The organism is Murinocardiopsis flavida, from assembly GCF_003014485.1.
Taxonomy (GTDB): Bacteria; Actinomycetota; Actinomycetes; order Streptosporangiales; family Streptosporangiaceae; genus Murinocardiopsis; species Murinocardiopsis flavida.
Genome location: NZ_PYGA01000028.1, coordinates 17,357 through 37,267 on the forward strand (window position 1 = coordinate 17,357; position 19,911 = coordinate 37,267).

Consider the following 19,911-nt stretch of genomic DNA (forward strand, 5'->3'; position numbering starts at 1 on the left):
TATGATCGCTACGCCGTTCACGTCGAGAGCCGAGGAGGAGTGGTGGAGGAACGTGCGTTCCAGGTCGATTTGCGGGGCGTGGTCGACCTCCTCAGCCACCACCTGTACACGGGCCCCCGGGTGTACGTCCGGGAGCTGTTGCAGAACGCGGTCGACGCGATCAGCGCGCGCCGCCTCGCCGACGCCGGCGCGTCGGCGTCGGTGTCCATCGAGCCCAGGGAGCACACCGGCGACGGCACCCTGCGCGTCCACGACACCGGGGTCGGGCTGACGGAACCCGAGGTGCACGAACTCCTCGCGACCATCGGGCGCAGCTCCAAACGGGACGACCTCGGGTTCGCCCGGCACGAATTCCTCGGCCAGTTCGGTATCGGGCTGCTGTCGTGCTTCCTCGTCGCCGACGAGGTGCGGGTGCACACCCGCTCGGCCCGCGGCGGACCTACCGTCGCGTGGACGGGCTACGCCGACGGGCGCTACACGGTGACGCTGCCCGACGCGCAGCGCCCCGAGCCGGGCACGACCGTCACCCTCGTCCCGCGGCGCGGGATGGAGCACTGGCTCGGCGCCGAGGTGGTGACCGGGCTCGCCGCCGACTTCGGCGGCCTGCTGCCGATCCCGGTGTCGGTCGCCGGGCGCCCGGTGACGACCGACGGCGTCCTGCCGTGGCAGCGCCGGCACGCCTCCCCGGCCGACCGGGCGGCGGCGCTCGCGGCCTACTCCGAGAAGCTGTTCGGGTTCGCACCGTTCGACACGATCGACCTGAACGTGCCCGAGGCGGGGCTGTCCGGTGTCGCCTTCGTACTGCCGATGGCGGCGAACCCCGCGAGGCAGGCCGGGCACCGGGTGTACCTGCGCCGGATGCTCCTCTCCGACTCGGTCGACAAGCTCCTGCCCGAGTGGGCGTTCTTCGTCCGCTGCGTGATCGACACCAGCGAGCTGCGGCCGACCGCGAGCCGCGAGGAACTGTACGAGGACGACCTGCTCGCGGACGCCCGCGACGCCATCGGCACCCGGATCCGGGACTGGCTGGTGGAGCTGGCGGCCACCGACCCGCACCGGCTCCAGCGGTTCCTGGCGGTCCACCACCTCGGCGTCAAGGCGCTGGCGCTGCACGACCTCGCGATGCTGCGCGTGGTCGACCAGTGGTGGCCCATGGAGACCAACATGGGCCCGATGACGCTCGCCGAGTTCCGGCGCCGCCACCCCGTGGTGCGCTACACCGCCACCGCCGACGAGTTCCGCGCGCTGTCCGCCGTGGCGGCCGCGCAGGGCATCGGCGTGATCAACGGCGGTTACGCCTACGACGTCGAGATCATGAAGCGCCTCCCGTACCTGGACCCGGCGATCCAGGTGCGCGCGCTGGACCCGGGCGAGCTGACCACCCGGTTCCTGCCGCCCGACCCCGAGACCGAGCATCGGCTCCACCCGTTCCTCGCGACGGCGGCGAGCGCGCTGGAGCCGCTGGACTGCTCCCCACTGCCGCGGGCGTTCGACCCGCCGACCCTCCCCGCGCTGTACTTGGTGAGCAGGGGCGCCATCCAGGCCGAGGAGATGCGCGCGGCGCGGTCCTCGGCGAACGACCTGTGGTCCGGCGTGCTGTCCGCTGTCGACGCCGGGGCGGGCGCCGACGACCGGCCGCAGCTCGTGCTGAACCTGCGCAGCCCCGTTGTGCGCAAGGCCATCGAGCTGCCCGACCCCCAGCTCGCGCGCCTCGCGGTCCAGACCCTGTACGGCCAGGCGCTACTGCACGGGCACCACCCGCTGCGCGCCCAGGACAACGCCCTGTTGAACCAGTCCTTCCTCGGCCTGCTGGACTGGGCGATGCGAACGGACCCCACACGATGAGCCGCCCCGAGCCCGAACTCCGGGCCGCGCTGGAGAACGCCCGGCAGATGGGCCACGGCGAGGCGCAGCAGGCCCTGATGGAAGACGTCATCCGGCACGCCGACGCCGGCGGGTTCCCCCGCCTGGCGTTCTCCGCGCGCCGCAGCCTCGCCAACGCCTACAGCGTGGACCGGCAATGGGACAAGGCGTTCCCGCTGTTCTCCCGGTGCCTCAGCGAGCACGACCAGCGTCCGGAGGACTTCGGCCCCGAGGAGGACTGGTCGCTGCGCCGCTGGTACACCAGCATCACGCAGTCCATGTCGGAGTTCCCCGAGATCTCGCTCGCCCAGATCTACGGCGCGTGCGACGACATGGAGCGCCGGTTCAAGGCCGGCGGGCACAGCCTGCGCAAGGTGTACGCCGCGCGCCGGTGGATCGCCCAGCTCGCCTGCGACTGGGACGAGGAGGAGCGCTGCTACCAGGCGTGGATCACCGCGGGCGGCCCGCAGCACGGTTCGGTGTGGGACTTCGAGGAGGAGGTCGAGCGGCTGGTCCTGCGCGGTGACGACGCCTCGGTGGCCCGCGCGTTGGAGCTCGCCGAGCCCGTGCTCTCGGGCGACGTCGGCTTCACCGAGCCGGCGGCGCCGATCCAGTGCCGGATGCTGCTGCCCCTGGCGCGCGCCGGGCGGCACGAGGAGGCCGCGCTGGCGTACAAGCGGGCCGACCGGGTGCTGGAGCACGGCGTCTACCGCTACGAGTACCGGAGCATGCAGATCGAGTTCTGCGCGCTGACCGGCAACGAGGACACCGGGCTGAGGCTGGTCAAGGAGCGCATCCACGGGTGGTACAGCCTGAACCGGCCGAGCGGCAAGATGGAGTTCTCGGTGGCTGCCGCGCTGCTGCTGGGCCGCATGGCCGCGGTGGGCCGGGGCGCGGAACAGGTCACCTGCCACTGCAACGAGCACCCCCCGGTACCCGCCACGGTGCTGCGCGACCAGATGACCCGCACCGCCTTGGAGCTCGCCGCGCAGTTCGACGCGCGCAACGGGACGACAGCGCAGGGCGACCGCATCCGGGCGATGCTCGCCCAGCGGCCCGTCGCCGACTTCCTGCCCCTCACACCGACCAGCCGCAAGCCGGTCAGGGCCGCCGCCACCGAGGGCCTGGCGCCCGAGCAGCTGCTCGACCGCGCGGAATGGCACCAGCGGTGCCAGGAGGACGACACCGCGCGGGCCTACCTCTCCGCCGTCCCGGAGCCGCCCCCGCCGCACCTGGCCGGCCGGGTGGTGGAGCTCCGGGCGCTGCTGGACTGGGGTCCGGGGACCGAGGCCGCGCTGCGGTGGGCCGCCGAGGCCCACCGCCACAACGGCGACACGCGCCGGTCCCTGCTCTGCCTGTGCTGGCTGGGCCGGTGGCTGACCGAGGAGAACCGCGGCAAGGAGGGGATGGCCATGGTGAACAAGGCGGTCCGCGACCTGCGCGCGGCCGACGACTCCTGGGCGGCGGCCTGGGGCGAGCTGCGCCTGGCACAGGTGCTGGTCCTGCTCCAGAAGCCCGGGGAGTACTACGCGATCCAGCGCGCGGGCGCGCTCGCCGCCGCCAGCGGCGACCCCCTCGTCCTCGGCATGATCGCCGCGGACGAGGCGTCCTGGCTCAAGCAGGACGGCGCCGACCCCGCCCGCGTGATCAGGCTGGCCACCACGGCGCTGGACGCGCTGATCACGGCCGGTGCGGCCGAGAAGGCGGTGATCGCGCTCGACCACCTCCGGACCGCCTACGAGCGCGCCGGCGCCGACGCCGACTTCGTCACGATGGTGCGGGCCCGGCTCGCCGCCCCCCGCCCCGGCACCCCCGCTGGGGTCCACGCCCGGCTGCGCTACGAGCACGGCAGGGCGCTGCTCGGCGAAGGGCGGCCCGAGGAGGCCGTCACCGACCTCACCGAGGCTGTGGGCCAGGCCCATGCGCTCGGTCTCGACCGGGCCGAGCAGTGGTACTTCCTCGCGGTCGCCTGCCATTCCACCGGGCGGTTCGAGGAGGCCGTGCACGCCGCGGCGGAGGGCGCGAACTGGCTCGCCCACCTGCGCCGGAACGAGTGGCTGGACCACCCGGTGCTCGCCGACCACTGCCGGATGATCCTCGCCGACAGCCACCACGAGATCGGCGAGACCGAGGCGGCGCTGGAGCAGTACGTCCGGCTGGTCGAGGACGCCGGGGAGGTCGGCAACGCCCCGGTGGTCGCGGTCGGGCAGGGCAAGGTCGGCGTCGTGCTCGCCGAACTGGGCCGGTACGCCGATTCGGCCGCGATGTACCGCGAGGCGGCGCAGGGCTTCTGGGCGCTCGGCGACGTGCCCACCGCGGTCCGCTCCCGGTGCGGCGAGGCGGCGTCGTGGCTGCGTGCGCGCGACCCGCAGTCGGCACTGGCCGCGGTGGGCCTGGCCCAACAGGCCGTCCCGGCGATTCCCGCCCACTTGGCCGAGGAGCGTGCCGCCCTCCAGCAGGAGGTCGCCGAACTCCACGCCGCCATCACGGGCTCATTCGACGGCGCGAATCCGCGCGGGCGGGCGTGACCGCGGTGCCCCAGCGTCGGCGGTGAGACGCGCCCCGGTCAGCGGACCGGTTGGAGGCGGCGTGTCACGGATCCATCCCCGCGGGCGCGGGGAGCAGGCGCCCGCCTACGCCGCCGACGACCCGGCCTGGGGTCCATCCCCGCGCCCGCGGGGAGCAGGGTCTGCCGGCGGCGTCGAAGTAGGGCAGGTTGGGTCCATCCCCGCGGGCGCGGGGAGCAGATGCGCTGGAGTTCGCGCTGGTGGGGGTAGCGGGATCCATCCCTGCGGGCGCGGGGAGCAGTGCGCCCGGGTCAGTCCGCGGATGCGGTACCGGGGTCCATCCCCGCGGGCGCGGGGAGCAGTCGGAGGTGCCGCGCAACGCGGAGATCACCAAGGGTCCATCCCCGCGGGCGCGGGGAGCAGTCTTGTTGACCTCGAACGTTACCGCGCCATACCCCTGATTCTGACCACTTCTCAAAATAGGGAAAAGCGAACCAATTCCACGCTACTCGCCTGAACGGGCATGAAAACTGAGGAGCCTATCCACCAGAGAAGCGCCGGACGGTGCTCCGACCGGGCTGTGGTGCTTAGCGCCGCTCGGTGGCCGTTGGCTTTGAGGGCGGGTTTCGGCCTTTGGGCCTCGGCTTCATACCGGGGGTGAGTGCCGAGAGCGTCCTTGCCCCCAGCGGACCTGGGCAAGGCTGCCGGGCAGCCTGGCTCCTGTCCCCTGGGGTCACGGACGCCCTTGCCCCGGACTCTCGCCTTGGGACGCCCCCCGGGCGCCCTCCCCCGGGCGCCTGCGCCCGCCCCGCGTGCAGGTGATCTGTGACAACAACCCGCAGCAACGGCGGGCGGGCTCCGGGCCTCGGCGGAGTCGAACCGGGTGCGCGGTGGAGAACAGCGGCACCAACGGCGGCGAAGGGCCGGGCTCCGGCGGGGGTCGTGCCCGGGTTCTGGGGTCGGTTCGTCTGCTGGGCGGCCTTCTCGCCGTGCCGCGTGCAGGTGGTCTGTGGCAACAAGCGGCAACGACGGCGGGCGGGGTCCGGGCCTCGGCGGGGTCGTGCCGGGTGCGCGGTGGAGAACAGCGGCACCAACGGCGGCGAAGGGCCGGGCTCCGGTTGGATCGGGTCGGGTGTGCGGGGGCGAGGCGGGGGTCGGACAGCGCAGACGGTGGTGGGCCAGGGGCGCGGTCGATGGCGGGATTCCCGGGGCCGCCCGCGCCTACCCGCGTCCCCGGCAGCGAAAAGCACGGCTACCTGCGCAGATCCGCACCCGCGGCGAGTGATTAGCGGCGTATGTACCTTTTGGTCGCGTGGTTCGCGGCGAAGAGGCGCCGGTTCGAGCCCCGCGCCAAGATCATGTCCATCATGCGGACGGGTGATCGGCCGAGGCCGCTTTCGCGCGCCCGGATTGCGGCGTGGTGTCCGTTTTTCACGGGCGGGGCGGGCCCGGCGGGTGGCGGGGTGCCCATCCAGACGTCATTCGGGTGCCGTCTGGGTTGTCCCTCTCAGTGAGTTCTCACGATGTGAGACGCTCGGGGTGGTGAGGTGCAACGCCCGGACCGCTGACCTGCCCTTTTGTGCGGGGATCCGCAGAGCGGCGGCTGAACGGCCTCCGCCCGATACGGCGCGGTGGCCGATCGCGCGCCTCCGGCCCGCCACCGGCCGTCGCCGCCCCGTCGCCCGCCCCGGCCCCTGCGCACCCCTGACCGAGGCAACCGGGACCCGGCCCCTCGCCGCCGTTGGTGCTGCTGTTCGCCACCGCGCACCGATCCGATACGGCCGAGGCCCGGATCCCGCCCGCCGTTGTTGCTGCTTTTGACCGCAGACCACCGGTACACGGCCCGGCCACAAGGCCGCCCAGCGAACGGACCGGCTCCCGACGCCAACTCGATGCCGCCGACGCCCGGGCCCGCCGTCAGGCGGCGAGGCCGTGGACCACCTCGTCGATCAGCCGGTCCAGGGCCTCACGGAACTCGCCCCCCGGCTCTCCGGCGCCGCTGTCGGCGTTCAGGTGCGCCGACAGGGTGAACGTCACCAGGCCGTGCAGGAACGACCAGGTCAGCAGCGAGAAGTCGGACGGGTCGCCCGTGCGGAGCGCTCCCGCGCGCTGCCCGGATTGGATGACGGTGGCCGCGAGCCCGAACAGGCGGTCCGCCGCCTCCCGCAGCGAACCGGACTGGGGGCCCTCGGCGTGCTTCTGGGCGAGCACCCAATCGCCGAACATCATGCGGTAGTGGCGGGGCTGGTCGAGCGCGAATCCGACGTAGGCGCGGCACGCGCCGCGGAGGGCTTGGGCGGGGTCGTCCGCCGCGTCGACCGCGTCGCGCATGCGGTCGTGCAGCCGCTCGAACGCGCGCACCGCGACAGCCCGCAGGAGGTCGTCCTTGTCCTGGAAGTGCCGGTAGGGGGCGGTGCGCGAGAGGCCGGTGCGGCGGCCCACCTCGCGCAGCGTCACCGCGTCGGGCCCGCCTTCGCCCAGCAGCTCCCACGCCGCGGCCACCATCCGCTCCCTGGTCGGCACCGCAGCCCCGGCGCCCCCGGCCCCCGCGGCTCCAGTCCCCCCGGCCGCAGCCTCCGCGGCCCCGGTCCCCGCGGTCCCCCCGACTCCAGTCCCTTCGGCCCCGGTCTCCGCGGCTCCGGAGCGACGCGGACCGGGCGACGACACGCGGTCGCCTCCGTCGGATCCGTTTCCAAGGCCGTGAGCAGCGAACATGGCAGAACCGTATGCTGGTGGCGTTGACAGCGTCAACTCCTCCGTTTACGTTGACGACGTCAACATCGATCTCGGGAGTCAGGCTTTGGACACCACCGTCAACGGCGAGCGGACCACCGTCACGCCCACACCCGACACCACCGCCGCCGAGACCCTTCGCGACGAACTCGGGCTGACCGGCGCCAAGGTCGCCTGCGGCCAGGGCGTCTGCGGCACCTGCACGGTGCTCCTCGACGGCGCCCCGGCAGCCTCCTGCCTGCTGCCGAGCACGGCGCTCGAAGGCCGGTCGGTCACCACCGTCGAGGGCCTGGGCGGCGACCACCCCGTCCAGCGCGCCTTCGCCGCCCACGACGCCATGCAGTGCGGCTACTGCACCCCCGGCTTCGTCGTCGAGGCCGCCGCGTTCACCGAACGCTGGCGCGCCGAGCACGGCGACACCGCGCCCACCCGCGCCGACATCGCCGACGCACTGGCCGGGCACCTCTGCCGCTGCGGCGCCTACGAAGGGATCTACGCCGCTGTCACCGCCGCGTGCACCGGGGCGTTCGACACCGACACCGGTGTCGAGCCGACGCGCGCCGAGGCCGTCGCGAAGGCGACCGGACGCGCCCGCTTCACCACCGACGTCCGCCCCGACGGCTGCTGGGAGGCGGTGGTGGTACGCGCCCGGGTGCCGCACGCCGTCATCGGCCGCCTCGACACCGGCGGCGCCGTCCACGTCGACCTGCTCCCGGCCGACCGCACCGTCCGCTACACCGGGCAGCCCGTCGTCGCCGTCGCCGCCCCCACCCTGGCCGCGGCCCGCGCCGCGGCCGACGCCGTCGAGATCGAGTACATCGAACGCGATGCCGTCCTCGACACCGGCACCGCCCTGCGGCCCGGCTCCCCGACCGTCTACGCCGACGCCGCCGAACGCGGCGCAGCCCCGAGCAGCAGCGAAGGCGTGACGGTGCCCGGACGCTGGGACGGCAACCTGCGCGGCCCCTTGTCGCTCGGCCTGCGGCGCGGCACCGCGGTCCGACGCATCAACGACGCCCACCGCAAGGGCGACGACCGGCTCTTCGCCGCCGAGTTCAGCACCGCCGTCCAGGCCCACACCGCCCTCGAACCGCACGCCTGCGTCGCCCGCTGGGACGACGACGGCCTCCACCTGCACGTCTCCACCCAGACCGTCACCGGGGTCGCGAAAGAGGCCGCCAAGCACTGGGGGCTGGCCCCCGACCGGGTCCACGTCAGCGCCCACCACGTCGGCGGCGGGTTCGGCGCGAAAGCCGGGCTGGGCACCGAGACCATCGCGGCCGCCGAACTGGCCCGCAGCGCCGGCGCGCCGGTGCGGCTGGTCTTCGACCGCTCCGCCGAGCTCACCGACGCCGGGAACCGCCCGGGCACCCGCACCCGGATCGCCATGCTCGCCGACGCCGAGGGCCGCCTCTCCGCGCTGAGCATCGACACCTGGGGCGACGGCGGCGTCTCCGTCGGCTCCGCTGTCGCGGCGATGGGCATGCTGATCTACGGGCGCGCGCCGCGCCGCGTACGCGACTACGACGTGGTCACCAACCGCCCGCCCGGCCGCCCGTTCCGGGGCCCCGGCGGCGCGCCGATGGCGTGGGCGCTCGAACAGGCCGTCGACGAGATCGCGGTCCGGCTGGGCGAGGACCCCATCGCGCTGCGCCAACGCTGGGACGGCAACCCCAAGCGCCAGGCCCTGTACGCGCAGGCCGCGGCGCTGCCGCTGTGGCGCGACCGGGAGCGCGGGCCGCGCACCGGCCGCTTCCGCCGCGGAGTCGGTGTCGCCGCCGCCAACTGGCCCTACCTGCTCGACCCCAGCGCCGAGATCGAGCTGGTCGTCGAGGACGGCCAGGTCGTGGCGCGCACCGCCACCCAGGACATCGGCACCGGCATCCGCACGGTCATCACCCGGATCCTCCGCGCGGAACTGGAGCTGGACGCCGACCAGGTGCGGGTCGACACGGGCGACAGCGGCCCGGTCCCCGGCACCGGGTCGTTCGGCAGCCGCACCACCACCTCGCTGGGCCCCGCGACGACCGAGGCGGCGCGCGAGTTGGCGTCCCTGCTGCGCGGCGGCGCCGCGTCGGGCGGGCCGCCGTCCCGGGAGGCGCTGAAAGCGGCCGAAGGGCTGCGCGCGACCGGGCAGCGCAAGCGCGACCGCCGCGGGTTCATCACCCCGGTGCCGCGCAGCTCCGAAATCGCGCTCGGGCGCGGCATGGCCGGGGCGGTGCACATCATGGAGGTCGAGGTCGACACCCTCCTCGGCTCGGTGCGCCCGCTGCGCTGCTGGGCGGGGGTGGCGTCCGGCCGCATCTACGCCGAAGTGCCCGCCCGCAACCAGGCGGTGGGCGGCGTGGTGCAGGGCATCGGCTACGCCCTGTACGAGCAACGGGTGACCGACCCCGCGACCGGCACGGTGCTCAACGACAACCTGGAGGACTACCGGCTGCCGGGCATCGGCGACGTCCCCGAGGTCGACGTGTACTTCCATGAGCAGGGGTGGGAGCACGTGCCCGGCGGCGGCGTCGGGCTGGGCGAGGTGAGCACCGTCGGCGTCTCCGCGTCGGTCGCCAACGCCGTGCGCGACGCCGTCGGCTGGCGGCCGCTCGACCTGCCGATCCGTCCCGACCGACTGCTTGAGGGGATCCGATGACGACGACCATCCCGACGGACATCGCCGAGGCGGCCGCCGCGCTGCGCGAGAACGGCGGGGAGGCGCGCGCCGGCGGCACCGACGTCATGGCGCGGGCCAACGCCGGGCTGGCCGCCGGCCCGTTCACCGACCTGGCCCGGGTGCGCGCCCTGGGCGGCATCGCCTGGGGCGCCGACGGCGGCGCCCGGATCGGCGCGACGGCGACCATCGCCGAGATCGCGTCCGACCCGCTGCTGGCGGCCGCCTACCCCGCGCTCACCGCGACCGCCCGCGCGCTCGCCACGCCGCAGGTGCGGGCGGTGGGGACGCTGGGCGGCAACCTGCTCCAGCGCAACCGCTGCTGGTACTTCCGCAACCCGGCGTTCTCCTGCCACCAGGACGGCGGCGACGGCTGCCCCGCGCGTGCGGGCGACCACCGGAACGGGACGGTGTTCGACACCGCCCCGTGCGTCGCGCCGCACCCGTCCTCGATGGCCCTGGCGCTGCTGGTCTACGACGCCGAGGTGGTCGTCGCCGGTGCCGACGGGGCCGAGTCGGCGCCCCGGCCCGCGCGCGACCTCTACGACGCCGCTGACCCGACGCGCGACCACGTGCTCGCGCCCGGCGAGCTGCTGACCGGCGTCCTGCTGCCGCCGCCGTCGCCCGGCGAGACGGCGGCGTACCGCAGGGCCACCGCCCGCTCGCGCGCCGAGTGGCCGCTGGTGGAGGCGGTCGCCCGGGTGGTGCGGGAGGACGGCGCGGTGACCCGGGTCGCCGTCGCGGCCGGCGGTGTCGCGCGGACCCCGATGCGGCTGGCCGCGGTCGAGGACGCCCTCAGCGACGGCCCGGCCCCGTCCGACGCCGCCGATGCCGTCGCCGGGATCCCCGGACAGTGCACGCCGCTGCCCGGCACCGCCCACAAGGCCGAGCTGATGCGCGGCACAGTCCTGGACGTGCTGGAACGCGCACTGGCCTGACCGGTGGCGGTCCGTCGCACCGTCCGCCGCCCGGGCTCAGCCCCGGCGGTGGACGGTCAGTGTCGCGTCCTGCCCGGCCCAGTCGCCGAGCCTCCCGGCGAGCAGGACGACGTGATCGTCGTCGGCGGCGATCGCCGCCCCGGGCAGGCCGCCGCCGACCGGGCGCCCGCGAGCGTCGAGCATCTGGAACGGGCCGGGGTGGCCGCCCCAGGTCTTCGCCCCGCCGGGTTCCGGCTCGTACCGCGGGTACTGCGCGAAGGCCCACTCCTGGAATCCCCGGTACTGCGAATGCCCGGAGAGGGCGGGCAGCAGGCGGATGGTGGCGCGCCCGTCGGCGACCTCGACCGTGGCGGGGAACGGGGCCTCGTTGGGCGACTCGTCCTCGCCGACGCCGCAGACCAGCAGCGGATCGGCCGATCCCGAGCAGTTGTGGAGGCGGGCGGGGGTGCCGTCCAGCTCCTTGCCGGTGGCCGGGTCGAGCACCGCCGTGCCGTCGGCGTGCGCCAGCACGAGGGCCGACCCACCGGCGGTGCGGGAGATCCGCGGATCGGTGTAGCGGTCGCCGAGCGCCCACTTCTCCTTGCCCGAGCGGGCGTCGAACGCGACGATGTCGGCGGGATCGGCCCGGTACAGGTCCTTGGCGGGGAGGTCGTAGCGTTCCGCGACGACGGTCCCGTCGAACTGGGTCGCGGGATCCGTCCCCGCCACCGTCCGGAGCTTCCGCCGGGTCTTCAGGTCATAGACCTCGGTGCGCTGCTCGACCGTGCGGTCGCCCTCGTTGGTCGAGACCTCGACGGTGAACGTCGTCTCGTCGGCGGTCGCCAAATGGCTGAAGGTCCGCTGACCCGGCGCATCGGGGCGCTTCCAGCGCACGTCGCCGTCCTTGACGGAGACCGCGGCGATGCCGCCGGAGTCCCCGTCCGAATACTCCACGAGCAGCAGCTCGTCGTCCTTGCCCGCGAGCTCTCTGCCGCTGAACTCCGAGATCTCGGCGCCGCCGCCGAGCCCTCGGTCGCCCTCGATCTTCCAGTGCTGCTTGCCGGTGGCCGGATCGAGCGCGGCGAAGCGCGTTCCGTTGTCGGTCTCCCCCGAGTACAGCAGCTGGCCCGCCGCCATCTCGACGCTGTAGAGGCGGTCCAGGTCGACGTCCTTGAGCTTGCCGGCGGGGGGTTGCTCGTCGCCCGTGGCCAGCCCCCACAGCGGCCGCTTCGCAACGGGCAGCGGCGGCTGCTCCGGCCTGCCCGGGCGCTCGGCGGGGGGCGGTTCGGTGCCCTCGGCGACGCGGTGGACCCGCACCGTGCCGCCCCCGCCCTCCGGCCCGGTGCGCACGGCGACGTGCCGCTTCGAGGCGGCCACCACCGGGCCGGAGAACCCGTCGCCCAGTTCCGCGCCCGACCTGTCGACGGCGGTGTAGCGGGTCTTCGGCTCTTCGCCGTCGCCCTCCTCGGCGCCGCTGAGGTAGATCCGCCCTTGGCCGACGGCCTCCAGGTCCACCTCCTCGGGGTCGTCCCCGAATCCCGCCACCTCCGCCCGCATCGACTTGTCGCGCTTGCCCGCCCGGATGGTGACGAGGAAGGGCTCGCCCAGGTCGAGGCAGGCGAGCAGGCCGCGGCCGTCGGTGGCGCAGTCGAAGAACCCGGCGTCGGTCTCCAGGTCGCCGAACCCCTCGGCCTTCCGTCCGGTCTCGGTGTCGATGACGATCCCGCGCGTGTCGGTGTAGCTTCGCCCCTCCTCCTTGCTGCCGACCTGCACCACGGCCTTGCCGTCGACCGCGCCTTGGAGCGCCGAGCCGTCGTAGCGGCCGTCGAGGTCCCACTTACGCTTCCCGGTCGCCGCGTTGAGGGCGAACAGCGCGTGCCCTTCCCGCACCGAGTCGACGCCCGGCTCCCAGTACTCCGGGCCGCTCTTCTCCCCCAGGGCCGTGTCGCCCGCGAGCGCGTACACCCAGTCGCCCTCGTGCTTCCACAGTTCGCGCCCCTCGCGTCGGGCGTCGAGGGCGTAGGAGGTCACGGGGCCCTTGTCGGTGCCGTCCTTCGACTTCGTCGCGCCCACCAGCACTTTCCCGCCGTCGGCCGCCAGGGGGCGCGGATGGCCGGGGAGCTTCTTCTTCCACTGGACGGTGCCGTCGCTGACCGAGAGCGCGGCGATACCGCGCTCGCGCACGTCGTCGAGCGTCGGGTCGAAGTCGCCCTGATCGTCCTTTGCCGGGACGCTGTAGCCGACGATGACCGACCAGTCGCCGCCCGACTCGGCGATGATGGGCGGCGCGGTGCCGCCGGTGTCATGGCGCGCGGGGAACCCGACCTCGTCCAGGTAGGCGGTCGAGTCGATGCGCATGCCGGAGTCGAAGACCCAGCGCAGGGCGCCGCTGTCGGCATCGGTGACGGCCAGCCGGGTGCCCAGGTCGTCGGCCCCGCTGCCGACGAGGACGGCCGAGTCGCCGCGCAGTTCGGTGCCGACGACCTCTGCCATGCCGAGCTGCCGCTTCGCGCTCCACTGCGCCGTGTCGCCGACCGCGACCGCGCCCTCCGGGGCGGGCGCGAACACCTTCAACGCGACGATCGACGCCGCGACGACGACCGCCACCGCCAGCACGGCGCCCACCCAGTACACCGTCCGCACCCTCGACATGCAGCCCCCGTCCAATGGGCCCGCCGCTACTGCGCGGCCCCGTTCCGTTCCCCCAGGGGGGCGACACTACGGCTGGGAGCATGTTCGCTGGTAGCCGCGCGGCGGCCCGGGCCGGTTCCGGCCAGCCGCGGCGGCCGAGGGGTTTCGCCCGGCCGGGCGGGGCAGAGGCCGCCCAGGGCAAAGCTCCCCGCCCGGCTGTTCGGAGCCAAAGGTCCCCCGCCCGGGCCATGGGGACCGGCGCGGCGGCGGTGTCCGGCCGCCCCCGCCGGCTCCCCTCTTAGCCTCTTAGCCGTCCTGGGCCGCGGCGAGGAAGGCGCCGATGCGGGCGGCGATCTCCGGGTAGTCCGCGCCGAACCAGACGAGGTGGGTGTCGGCCCGGCTCTCGACCAACTCCGCGTCGGGGAGCGCCGCCACCAGCGATTCGGCCTGCGCGAAGGGGACGGCGCCGTCCTTGCGGGTGGCGACGACCAGTGTCGGCTGCGCGGGGACGGGCCGGAGCACGTGCGTCCCCCGCCGCAGGTCGTTGCGGAAGCCGCGCCCGGAGCGCATCCCGCCGAACAGGGCCGCCAGCGCCGCCCGCTGCCCGCCGTCCAGGCGGGCGAGCACCTCCCCCGCCGGTTCGGTGGACAGCGACCCCAGCATGGCGCGCAGCCCGATGCCGGGTGCCAGCCGCATCAGCAGCCGTGTGGCGGCCCAGGTCATGCGCTCCACATCGGGGTCGAACACGATCCGGCCGGCGGCCCGGGTGCGCGGGTCGGGCCATGGGAGCAGGCCCACGGCGCTCTCCAGGACGATCCTGCGCACGAACCCGGGGTGGCGGGCGGCGAGCGCGAGCGCGGTCGGCCCGCCACCCGAGGTCCCCGCGACGGCCGCGACGTGGTCGATGCCGAGGCGTCCGCCGAGTTCGCGGACCGCGTCGGCGAAGCCTTCGGGGGTGGTCCCGGTGGTGATGGGTGTGCGTCCGTAGCCCGGCCGCGAGACGGCGAGCACCGTGTGGGCGGCGAAGGCGTCCTCGCCCACGGGCAGGCCCGCCCGCATGTGCCCGCCATGCAGCACCACCACGACCGGCGCATCGCGGCGTTCCAGTCGGTACTCGATCGGCCCGGCACCGAGGAACACGGTCGTGGTGGGGAGGTCCGAAGCGAGCATGAGACGTCACCCTCCGTTGTTCCACGTGGAACAATCGCCTGATCAGTGCGGCGGGAGGGGGTCTCCAACCGCAGAGGCGCCGCCCCCGGCGCACGGCCCGCGCAGCCGGGTCCCGTCATCCTAGGCCGTCCGGAATCGGGCGGGCCCGGGGCCCTCAGAGCAGCGGCCCGAGCGCGCGGCGCAGGTCGTCCGGGCGGCGGAAAAGCACGGCGGGCATCCCGGCGGCATGCGCCGCCCGGACGTTGCGGGGCGCATCGTCCAGGAACAGGCACCGCCCGACCGGGACACCGGCCAGCGCGGCGGCCGCCCGGTAGACGCGCGGGTCGGGCTTTGCCGCACCCAGCCGCGAGGAGTTGAGCACGCCGTCGAACGCGTCCGCGATCCCCAGGGCCGCCAGGTCGGTGTCGAGCCGGCTGGTCGCGTTGGTCACCAGGACGACGGGGACGCGGGCGCGCGCCCGCGTGAGCAGGTCGAGGACCTCGGCGTCGATACTGCCGCTGCTCGCGGACCACGCCCGCACCAGCGCGCGGGAGCGGTCGGCCGAGCCGCAGGCGGCGGCCAGCGCGGCCGCGACACCGGACCGCCACTGCTCGTCGGTGACCACGCCGGTGATGGCGGGGACCAGGCGCTCCGGGGCGAACGCGACGGACGCGACCGTGCCCGGCGGCAGGCCGTTGGCGGCGTCCAGGCTGCTGAACTGGTCGGCCGCGAAATGCCGGAGGACCCCGTCGAGGTCGCACAGCACCGCGCGCGGAATAGGCTCGTCCATGGCGGGTACAGTGCCACACCGGCCGGGGCCGCCATCGCGCGGCCCCGCGGCCCGCAGTCCGCTCGCCCGCTGGGGCACAGTTGTCGACGCAACGGGCAGGCCCACGGCCCTGGCGCCCCGGGGCCGTGCAGGCACCCTCGCCCCCGGCGGACCACCGGCGCCGGGCGGGCGGCGCTCCGTGCGTCGACGCCACCGCGCGCCCTGGGGCGCGCGAACGTTGCCCGGATCACATACCATCTGGTCGGTACACCTCGGTCGCGCCCTGCGGCCAGGACACCGGAGGCACGCAGCATCCCGGCCCCAGGGAGGACCCGTGACCGACCCCGCGCCCCTCGACGCCGCCGCGGCACGGGCCCGTGTCGCCGAGTTCGTCGCCGCCCACGATCCGCGCACCACCGACCCCGCCGCGTTCCTCGGCGCACGCTTCGACGCCGGTCTCGCCTGGGTCCACTTCCCCGAAGGCGCCGGCGGCCTGGGCGCACCCCGCGCGCTCCAGCCGACGATCGACGCCGAGTTCGCCCGGCTGGGCGCCGCACCCGTCCAACGCGAGGGCCTTGTCATCGGCCTCGGCATGGCGGCACCCACGATCCTCGCCTTCGGCACCCCCGCGCAGCGCTACCGCTACCTCCGCCCGCTCTACACCGGCGAGGAGGTGTGGTGCCAGCTCTTCAGCGAGCCGGGGGCCGGGTCGGACCTCGCGGCGCTGGGCACCCGGGCGGTCCGCGACGGCGACTCCTGGATCCTCAACGGGCAGAAGGTGTGGACGTCGCTGGCGCACCGGGCACGCTGGGCGATCCTGATCGCACGCACAGACCCCGACCTGCCCAAGCACCGCGGCATCAGCTACTTCATCTGCGACATGCACTCCCCCGGTGTCGAGGTGCGCCCGCTGCGCCAGCTCACCGGCGAGGCGGAGTTCAACGAGGTGTACCTGACCGACGTGCGCATCGCCGACTCCCAGCGGCTCGGCGAGCCCGGTGAGGGGTGGCGGGTCGCGCAGACCACCCTGATGAACGAGCGGGTGTCCATCGCCGGCCACGCCGAGCCCCGCGAAGGCGGCGTCATCGCCCTGGTCACCGAACTGTGGCGGACCCGCCCCGAATTGCGCACCCCCGGTCTGCACGACACCCTGCTGCGGCTGTGGGTGGACGCCGAGGCCGCGCGCCTGACCAAGGAGCGGCTGCGCCAGCAGCTCGCAGCGGGGCAGCCCGGCCCCGAGGGCTCCGCGGCGAAACTGTCGTTCGCCCGCATCAACCAGGAGGTCGCCGGGCTGGAACTCGACCTGCTCGGCGGCGAAGGACTCACCTACGACGACTGGTCGTTCCGCCGCCCGGCGGGGATCCCGTTCGCGGAGCGGGTGCCCGGCTTCCACTACCTCCGGACCAAGGGCAACTCGATCGAGGGCGGGACCTCCGAGATCCTGCGCACCATCATCGCCGAACGGGTCCTCGGCCTGCCCGCCGAACCCCGCACCGACAAGGACACCGCCTGGAAGGACCTCCCCCGATGAGCGCCGACCCCGTCCCCGCCGACCTCGACCTGCTGTACGACGACGTCGAGGAAGGGCTCCGCGCGAGTGTGCGGTCGCTGCTGGCCGACCGCTGCCCGTGGTCGGCCGTCCTGGAGCGGGTCGAGACCGACGCGCCCACCGACGTCGCGCTGTGGAAGGAGCTGGCCGCCATGGGGGTGGCCGGGCTGCCCGTCCCCGAGCGCCTCGGCGGCGCGGGGGCGACCCTGCGCGAGACCGCCGTCGCGGCGGAGGAGCTGGGGCGCGCGGTCGCGCCCGTCCCGTTCCTCGGCAGCGCGGTGCTCGCCACGACGGCACTGCTGGCAGCGGGCGGCGAGGCCGCTGACGGCGCACTCGCGCGCCTCGCCTCGGGGGAGGTGTCGGCGGCGCTGGCCGTTCCGCTGGCGACCGCGCCCGACACCCCGTTCCCGCAGACGGTGCGCTACGCCCCGGGTGCGCCCGGCAGCACCAGTTCCCCGGACAGTCCCGCTGATGGACGCGCGGCGTCCGGCACCCTCACCGGCGAGGTAGGCGGGGTCGCCGACGCCAGCACCGCGGGGATCCTCGTCGTCCCCGCGGTCGGCGCCGACGGCCCCGGCCTGTACCTGGTCGAAGCCGACTCCTCGGTCCGCCTCCCTGTGACCTCCCTCGACCTGACCCGCCCCTTGGCGACGGTACGGTTCGACGGCGCCGCGGCCCGCCCGGTCGCCACCGGCCCCGCGGCGGCCGACGCGCTGCACACCGCCCTGGTGAGCGGCGCGGCGGTCCTCGCGTCCGAGCAGTTGGGGGTCGCCGAATGGGCGCTGACGACGACCGTCGACTACCTCAAGACCCGGTACCAGTTCGGTCGGCCAGTGGGGTCCTTCCAAGCGGTCAAGCACCGCCTGGCCGACCTGTGGGTGGCGGTGTCCCAGGCCCGTGCTGTGGCGCGCAACGCGGCGAGCGCCGCCGTCCACGGCGGTCCCGAGGCGGCGCTCGACGCCGCGCTCGCGCAGGCGTTCGTGTCGGACACGGCGGTGCTCGCGGCCGAGGAGGCGGTGCAGTTGCACGGTGGAATCGGCTTCACCTGGGAACACCCCACCCACCTCTACCTCAAGCGGGCGAAGGCCGACGCGCTCGCCCTGGGGTCGGCCGACCGCCACCGCATGACGATCGCCCGCCTGGCCGACCTGCCTCCCGCCCAGTGGGAGGCGTGACCCCGGCGGCCGCCCGCGAGACGGCCCCGCCCGCTCCGAAACGCCCACGGCACGCGGCGCGACACCGGAGCGACGCGCACACGCGTCCGGACGAACACGCAGGTCCGGGCGAGTACGAGTCGGGTAAGCGCGCGGGACCGGACACCCGCACTGTTCCTGGTGAACACATCGGACCGGGCGGACACACGTGCCAGCGTCCGTGCCACGGTGAGCACCGGCCGGCCGGTCGGTGTGCCGCACCCACTGCACGGAGGAACTGATGCCCGATCCCTTCTCGCCCGACGGCGCAACGATCGTCGTCACCGGCGGCGCGAGCGGGATCGGCCGCGCCCTTGTCGAGCGGTTCCTCTCCGAAGGGGCCGCGCACGTGTTCGTGGCCGACCTCGACCCCGAGCACTGCGCCGCCGTCGCGTCCGCGCTCGGTGAGCGCGCGCACGCCATCGCCCTGGACGCCACCGACCCCGCCGCCGTCCGCTCGGCCGTCGACCGGATCGACACGATCGCGGGACCGATCGACCTGTGGTGCTCCAACGCCGGTGTCGCGCGCGGCGACGGGCTCGGCACGGACGCCGACTGGGAGGCGTCCTGGCGGATCCACGTCCTCGCGCACCTGCACGTGGTGCGCGCGCTGTTCCCGCGCATGGCCGAGCGGGGACGCGGGCACCTGCTCGTGACCGCGTCGGCGGCCGGGCTGCTCACCCAGCTCGACTGCGCCCCCTACACCGTCACCAAGCACGGCGCGGTCGCCCTCGCCGAATGGCTTGCCATGAACCACGGCGACGAGGGGATCGGCGTCTCGTGCCTGTGCCCGCAGGGGGTCAACACGCCCATGACAGCGGATGACGGGCCCGGCGCGGCCACCCGGCTCGGCGGCGACTACATCGAGCCGGCCGACGTCGCGTCCGCCGTGGTCGACGCGCTCGCGGAGGGCCGGTTCCTGATCCTGCCGCACGCCCAGGCCGCCGAGTTCGAGCGGAACCGCGCCGCTGACCGCGACCGCTGGCTCGCCGGGATGCGCCGAGCCCGCGCCCGCCTGCACACCCAGGAAGCCGCCCGCGAAAGCCCCGAGTCGCGCGCGTAGACAATTCGCGCGTTCTAATCACCTTCATCCCCGCGTGCGCGGTGCTTGGCAGCAGACCCCGTCGCGCTGTGGCTGGTCTCCAGTTCGTGCACGAGTGCTACAGGGCGCCGGTCTTCACTGCGGCGAGCACAGCAGCCCACTGGGCGGACGGCGCCACGATGCACCCGGCCTCACGGTTCTGGGTGTCACGCACCGCTGAGAGTTCAGGGACACTGGCCACTTCAACGCAGTTGCCCCCGTGGTCGCCGCTGTAGCTGGACTTCCGCCACTCAAGAGCGCTCACTTTCAAGCCCCTTCCGTGTCACATGTAGCAGGTCCAGTGATCTCGCTGGAGAAAGCGCTACACCTTGAAGATCGCCAAACGTTAGAGCCAAGCGCCGAACTTGGCTCGTGTCGTGCACCATCGTGCCACCAACAGCATCCTCCACATACAGCAGATCCTGATCACTGGGCAGCGTCAACAAGGTGAAGGACCCTGTCCGACCCGGACGGCGCTGAGCATCGTTGGGGATGACCTGCACTCTCACTGAGTGAGTTCCTGTCATCCCGATCAACTTAGTCAGTTGATCGATCATGATCTGGGCTGAACCCACCTGAACGTTGACAGTCCACTCATTGAGGATTGCAATCATGGCCGGAGATGTGGGCGCATCCCAAATCATCTGACGCTTCATTCGTCCTTGGACGCTTTCCTCGATCCGATCGGCTGTAGCAACGCTGTTCCCATCCTGAAGGATGGTTCGGCAGTACTCCTCTGTCTGCAAGAGCCCGGGGATTGGAGCGAGCGAGTACTCGCGAACCACGGACGCCTGACGCTCCGCCTCGATCAGGTCAGCCATCCAGTTTGGATACATCTGACGCTGGCTGATTTCGGC

13 protein-coding genes are annotated in these 19,911 nt (G+C 74.1%); 7 read left to right on the forward strand and 6 right to left on the reverse strand.

Going from position 1 to position 19,911, the window contains the following annotated elements:
* Positions 1–42 precede the first annotated feature (42 nt).
* Both CLV63_RS28360 and CLV63_RS28365 read left to right on the forward strand, forming a co-directional pair.
* Positions 43–1,845: an HSP90 family protein gene (locus CLV63_RS28360; protein WP_106586311.1), complete on the forward strand. Its 1,803-nt coding sequence runs from the start codon at positions 43–45 to the stop codon at positions 1,843–1,845.
* On the forward strand, positions 1,842–4,391 hold the full coding sequence (locus tag CLV63_RS28365) for a hypothetical protein (RefSeq protein ID WP_106586312.1): 2,550 nt from the start codon (positions 1,842–1,844) through the stop codon (positions 4,389–4,391). The genes CLV63_RS28360 and CLV63_RS28365 overlap by 4 nt, the downstream gene beginning before the upstream one ends.
* A gap of 1,896 nt (positions 4,392–6,287) precedes the next feature.
* Here CLV63_RS28365 and CLV63_RS28375 read toward each other — a convergent pair.
* The gene (locus CLV63_RS28375; protein ID WP_245929129.1) at positions 6,288–6,893 is read right to left on the reverse strand and encodes a TetR/AcrR family transcriptional regulator; all 606 of its coding nucleotides are present in this window, start codon (positions 6,891–6,893) and stop codon (positions 6,288–6,290) included.
* A gap of 277 nt (positions 6,894–7,170) precedes the next feature.
* On the opposite strand from CLV63_RS28375, the gene CLV63_RS28380 reads away from it, so the two are divergent.
* Positions 7,171–9,747, forward strand: a complete 2,577-nt coding sequence (locus CLV63_RS28380) for a molybdopterin-dependent oxidoreductase (RefSeq protein ID WP_245929131.1) — start codon at positions 7,171–7,173, stop codon at positions 9,745–9,747.
* A complete protein-coding gene (locus tag CLV63_RS28385; protein ID WP_106586316.1) occupies positions 9,744–10,703 on the forward strand; it encodes an FAD binding domain-containing protein in 960 nt (319 codons plus the stop codon). The genes CLV63_RS28380 and CLV63_RS28385 overlap by 4 nt, the downstream gene beginning before the upstream one ends.
* 36 nt (positions 10,704–10,739) lie before the next feature.
* Here the strand turns inward: CLV63_RS28385 and CLV63_RS28390 are convergent, their stop codons facing one another.
* The 3 genes from CLV63_RS28390 to CLV63_RS28400 all read right to left on the reverse strand — a co-directional run bounded on the left by CLV63_RS28390 (position 10,740) and on the right by CLV63_RS28400 (position 15,252).
* Entirely contained in the window at positions 10,740–13,334 is a 2,595-nt protein-coding gene (locus CLV63_RS28390; protein ID WP_146165683.1) for an outer membrane protein assembly factor BamB family protein, read from the reverse strand.
* A gap of 285 nt (positions 13,335–13,619) precedes the next feature.
* On the reverse strand, positions 13,620–14,483 hold the full coding sequence (locus tag CLV63_RS28395) for an alpha/beta fold hydrolase (protein WP_106586318.1): 864 nt from the start codon (positions 14,481–14,483) through the stop codon (positions 13,620–13,622).
* A gap of 154 nt (positions 14,484–14,637) precedes the next feature.
* Positions 14,638–15,252 carry an HAD-IA family hydrolase gene (locus CLV63_RS28400; RefSeq protein WP_106586319.1) on the reverse strand — a complete coding sequence of 205 codons (615 nt, stop codon included), beginning with the start codon at positions 15,250–15,252 and terminating at the stop codon, positions 14,638–14,640.
* A 313-nt stretch (positions 15,253–15,565) separates the two neighbouring features.
* Between CLV63_RS28400 and CLV63_RS28405 the strand changes: the two genes are divergently transcribed.
* The 3 genes from CLV63_RS28405 to CLV63_RS28415 all read left to right on the forward strand — a co-directional run bounded on the left by CLV63_RS28405 (position 15,566) and on the right by CLV63_RS28415 (position 19,036).
* The gene (locus tag CLV63_RS28405; protein ID WP_245929133.1) at positions 15,566–16,762 is read left to right on the forward strand and encodes an acyl-CoA dehydrogenase family protein; all 1,197 of its coding nucleotides are present in this window, start codon (positions 15,566–15,568) and stop codon (positions 16,760–16,762) included.
* Complete coding sequence (locus CLV63_RS28410; RefSeq protein WP_106586321.1) at positions 16,759–17,955, forward strand: acyl-CoA dehydrogenase family protein; 1,197 nt, start codon at positions 16,759–16,761, stop codon at positions 17,953–17,955. Before CLV63_RS28405 ends, CLV63_RS28410 begins: the two co-directional genes overlap by 4 nt.
* 259 nt (positions 17,956–18,214) lie before the next feature.
* A complete protein-coding gene (locus tag CLV63_RS28415) occupies positions 18,215–19,036 on the forward strand; it encodes an SDR family oxidoreductase (RefSeq protein ID WP_106586322.1) in 822 nt (273 codons plus the stop codon).
* A 97-nt stretch (positions 19,037–19,133) separates the two neighbouring features.
* On the opposite strand, the gene CLV63_RS28420 is transcribed toward CLV63_RS28415, so the two are convergent.
* A complete protein-coding gene (locus CLV63_RS28420; protein WP_394339817.1) occupies positions 19,134–19,319 on the reverse strand; it encodes a DUF397 domain-containing protein in 186 nt (61 codons plus the stop codon).
* Positions 19,306–19,875, reverse strand: coding sequence for a DUF5753 domain-containing protein (locus tag CLV63_RS28425; protein ID WP_245929135.1), 570 nt, complete (start codon positions 19,873–19,875; stop codon positions 19,306–19,308). Before CLV63_RS28425 ends, CLV63_RS28420 begins: the two co-directional genes overlap by 14 nt.
* Positions 19,876–19,911: the final 36 nt, after the last annotated feature.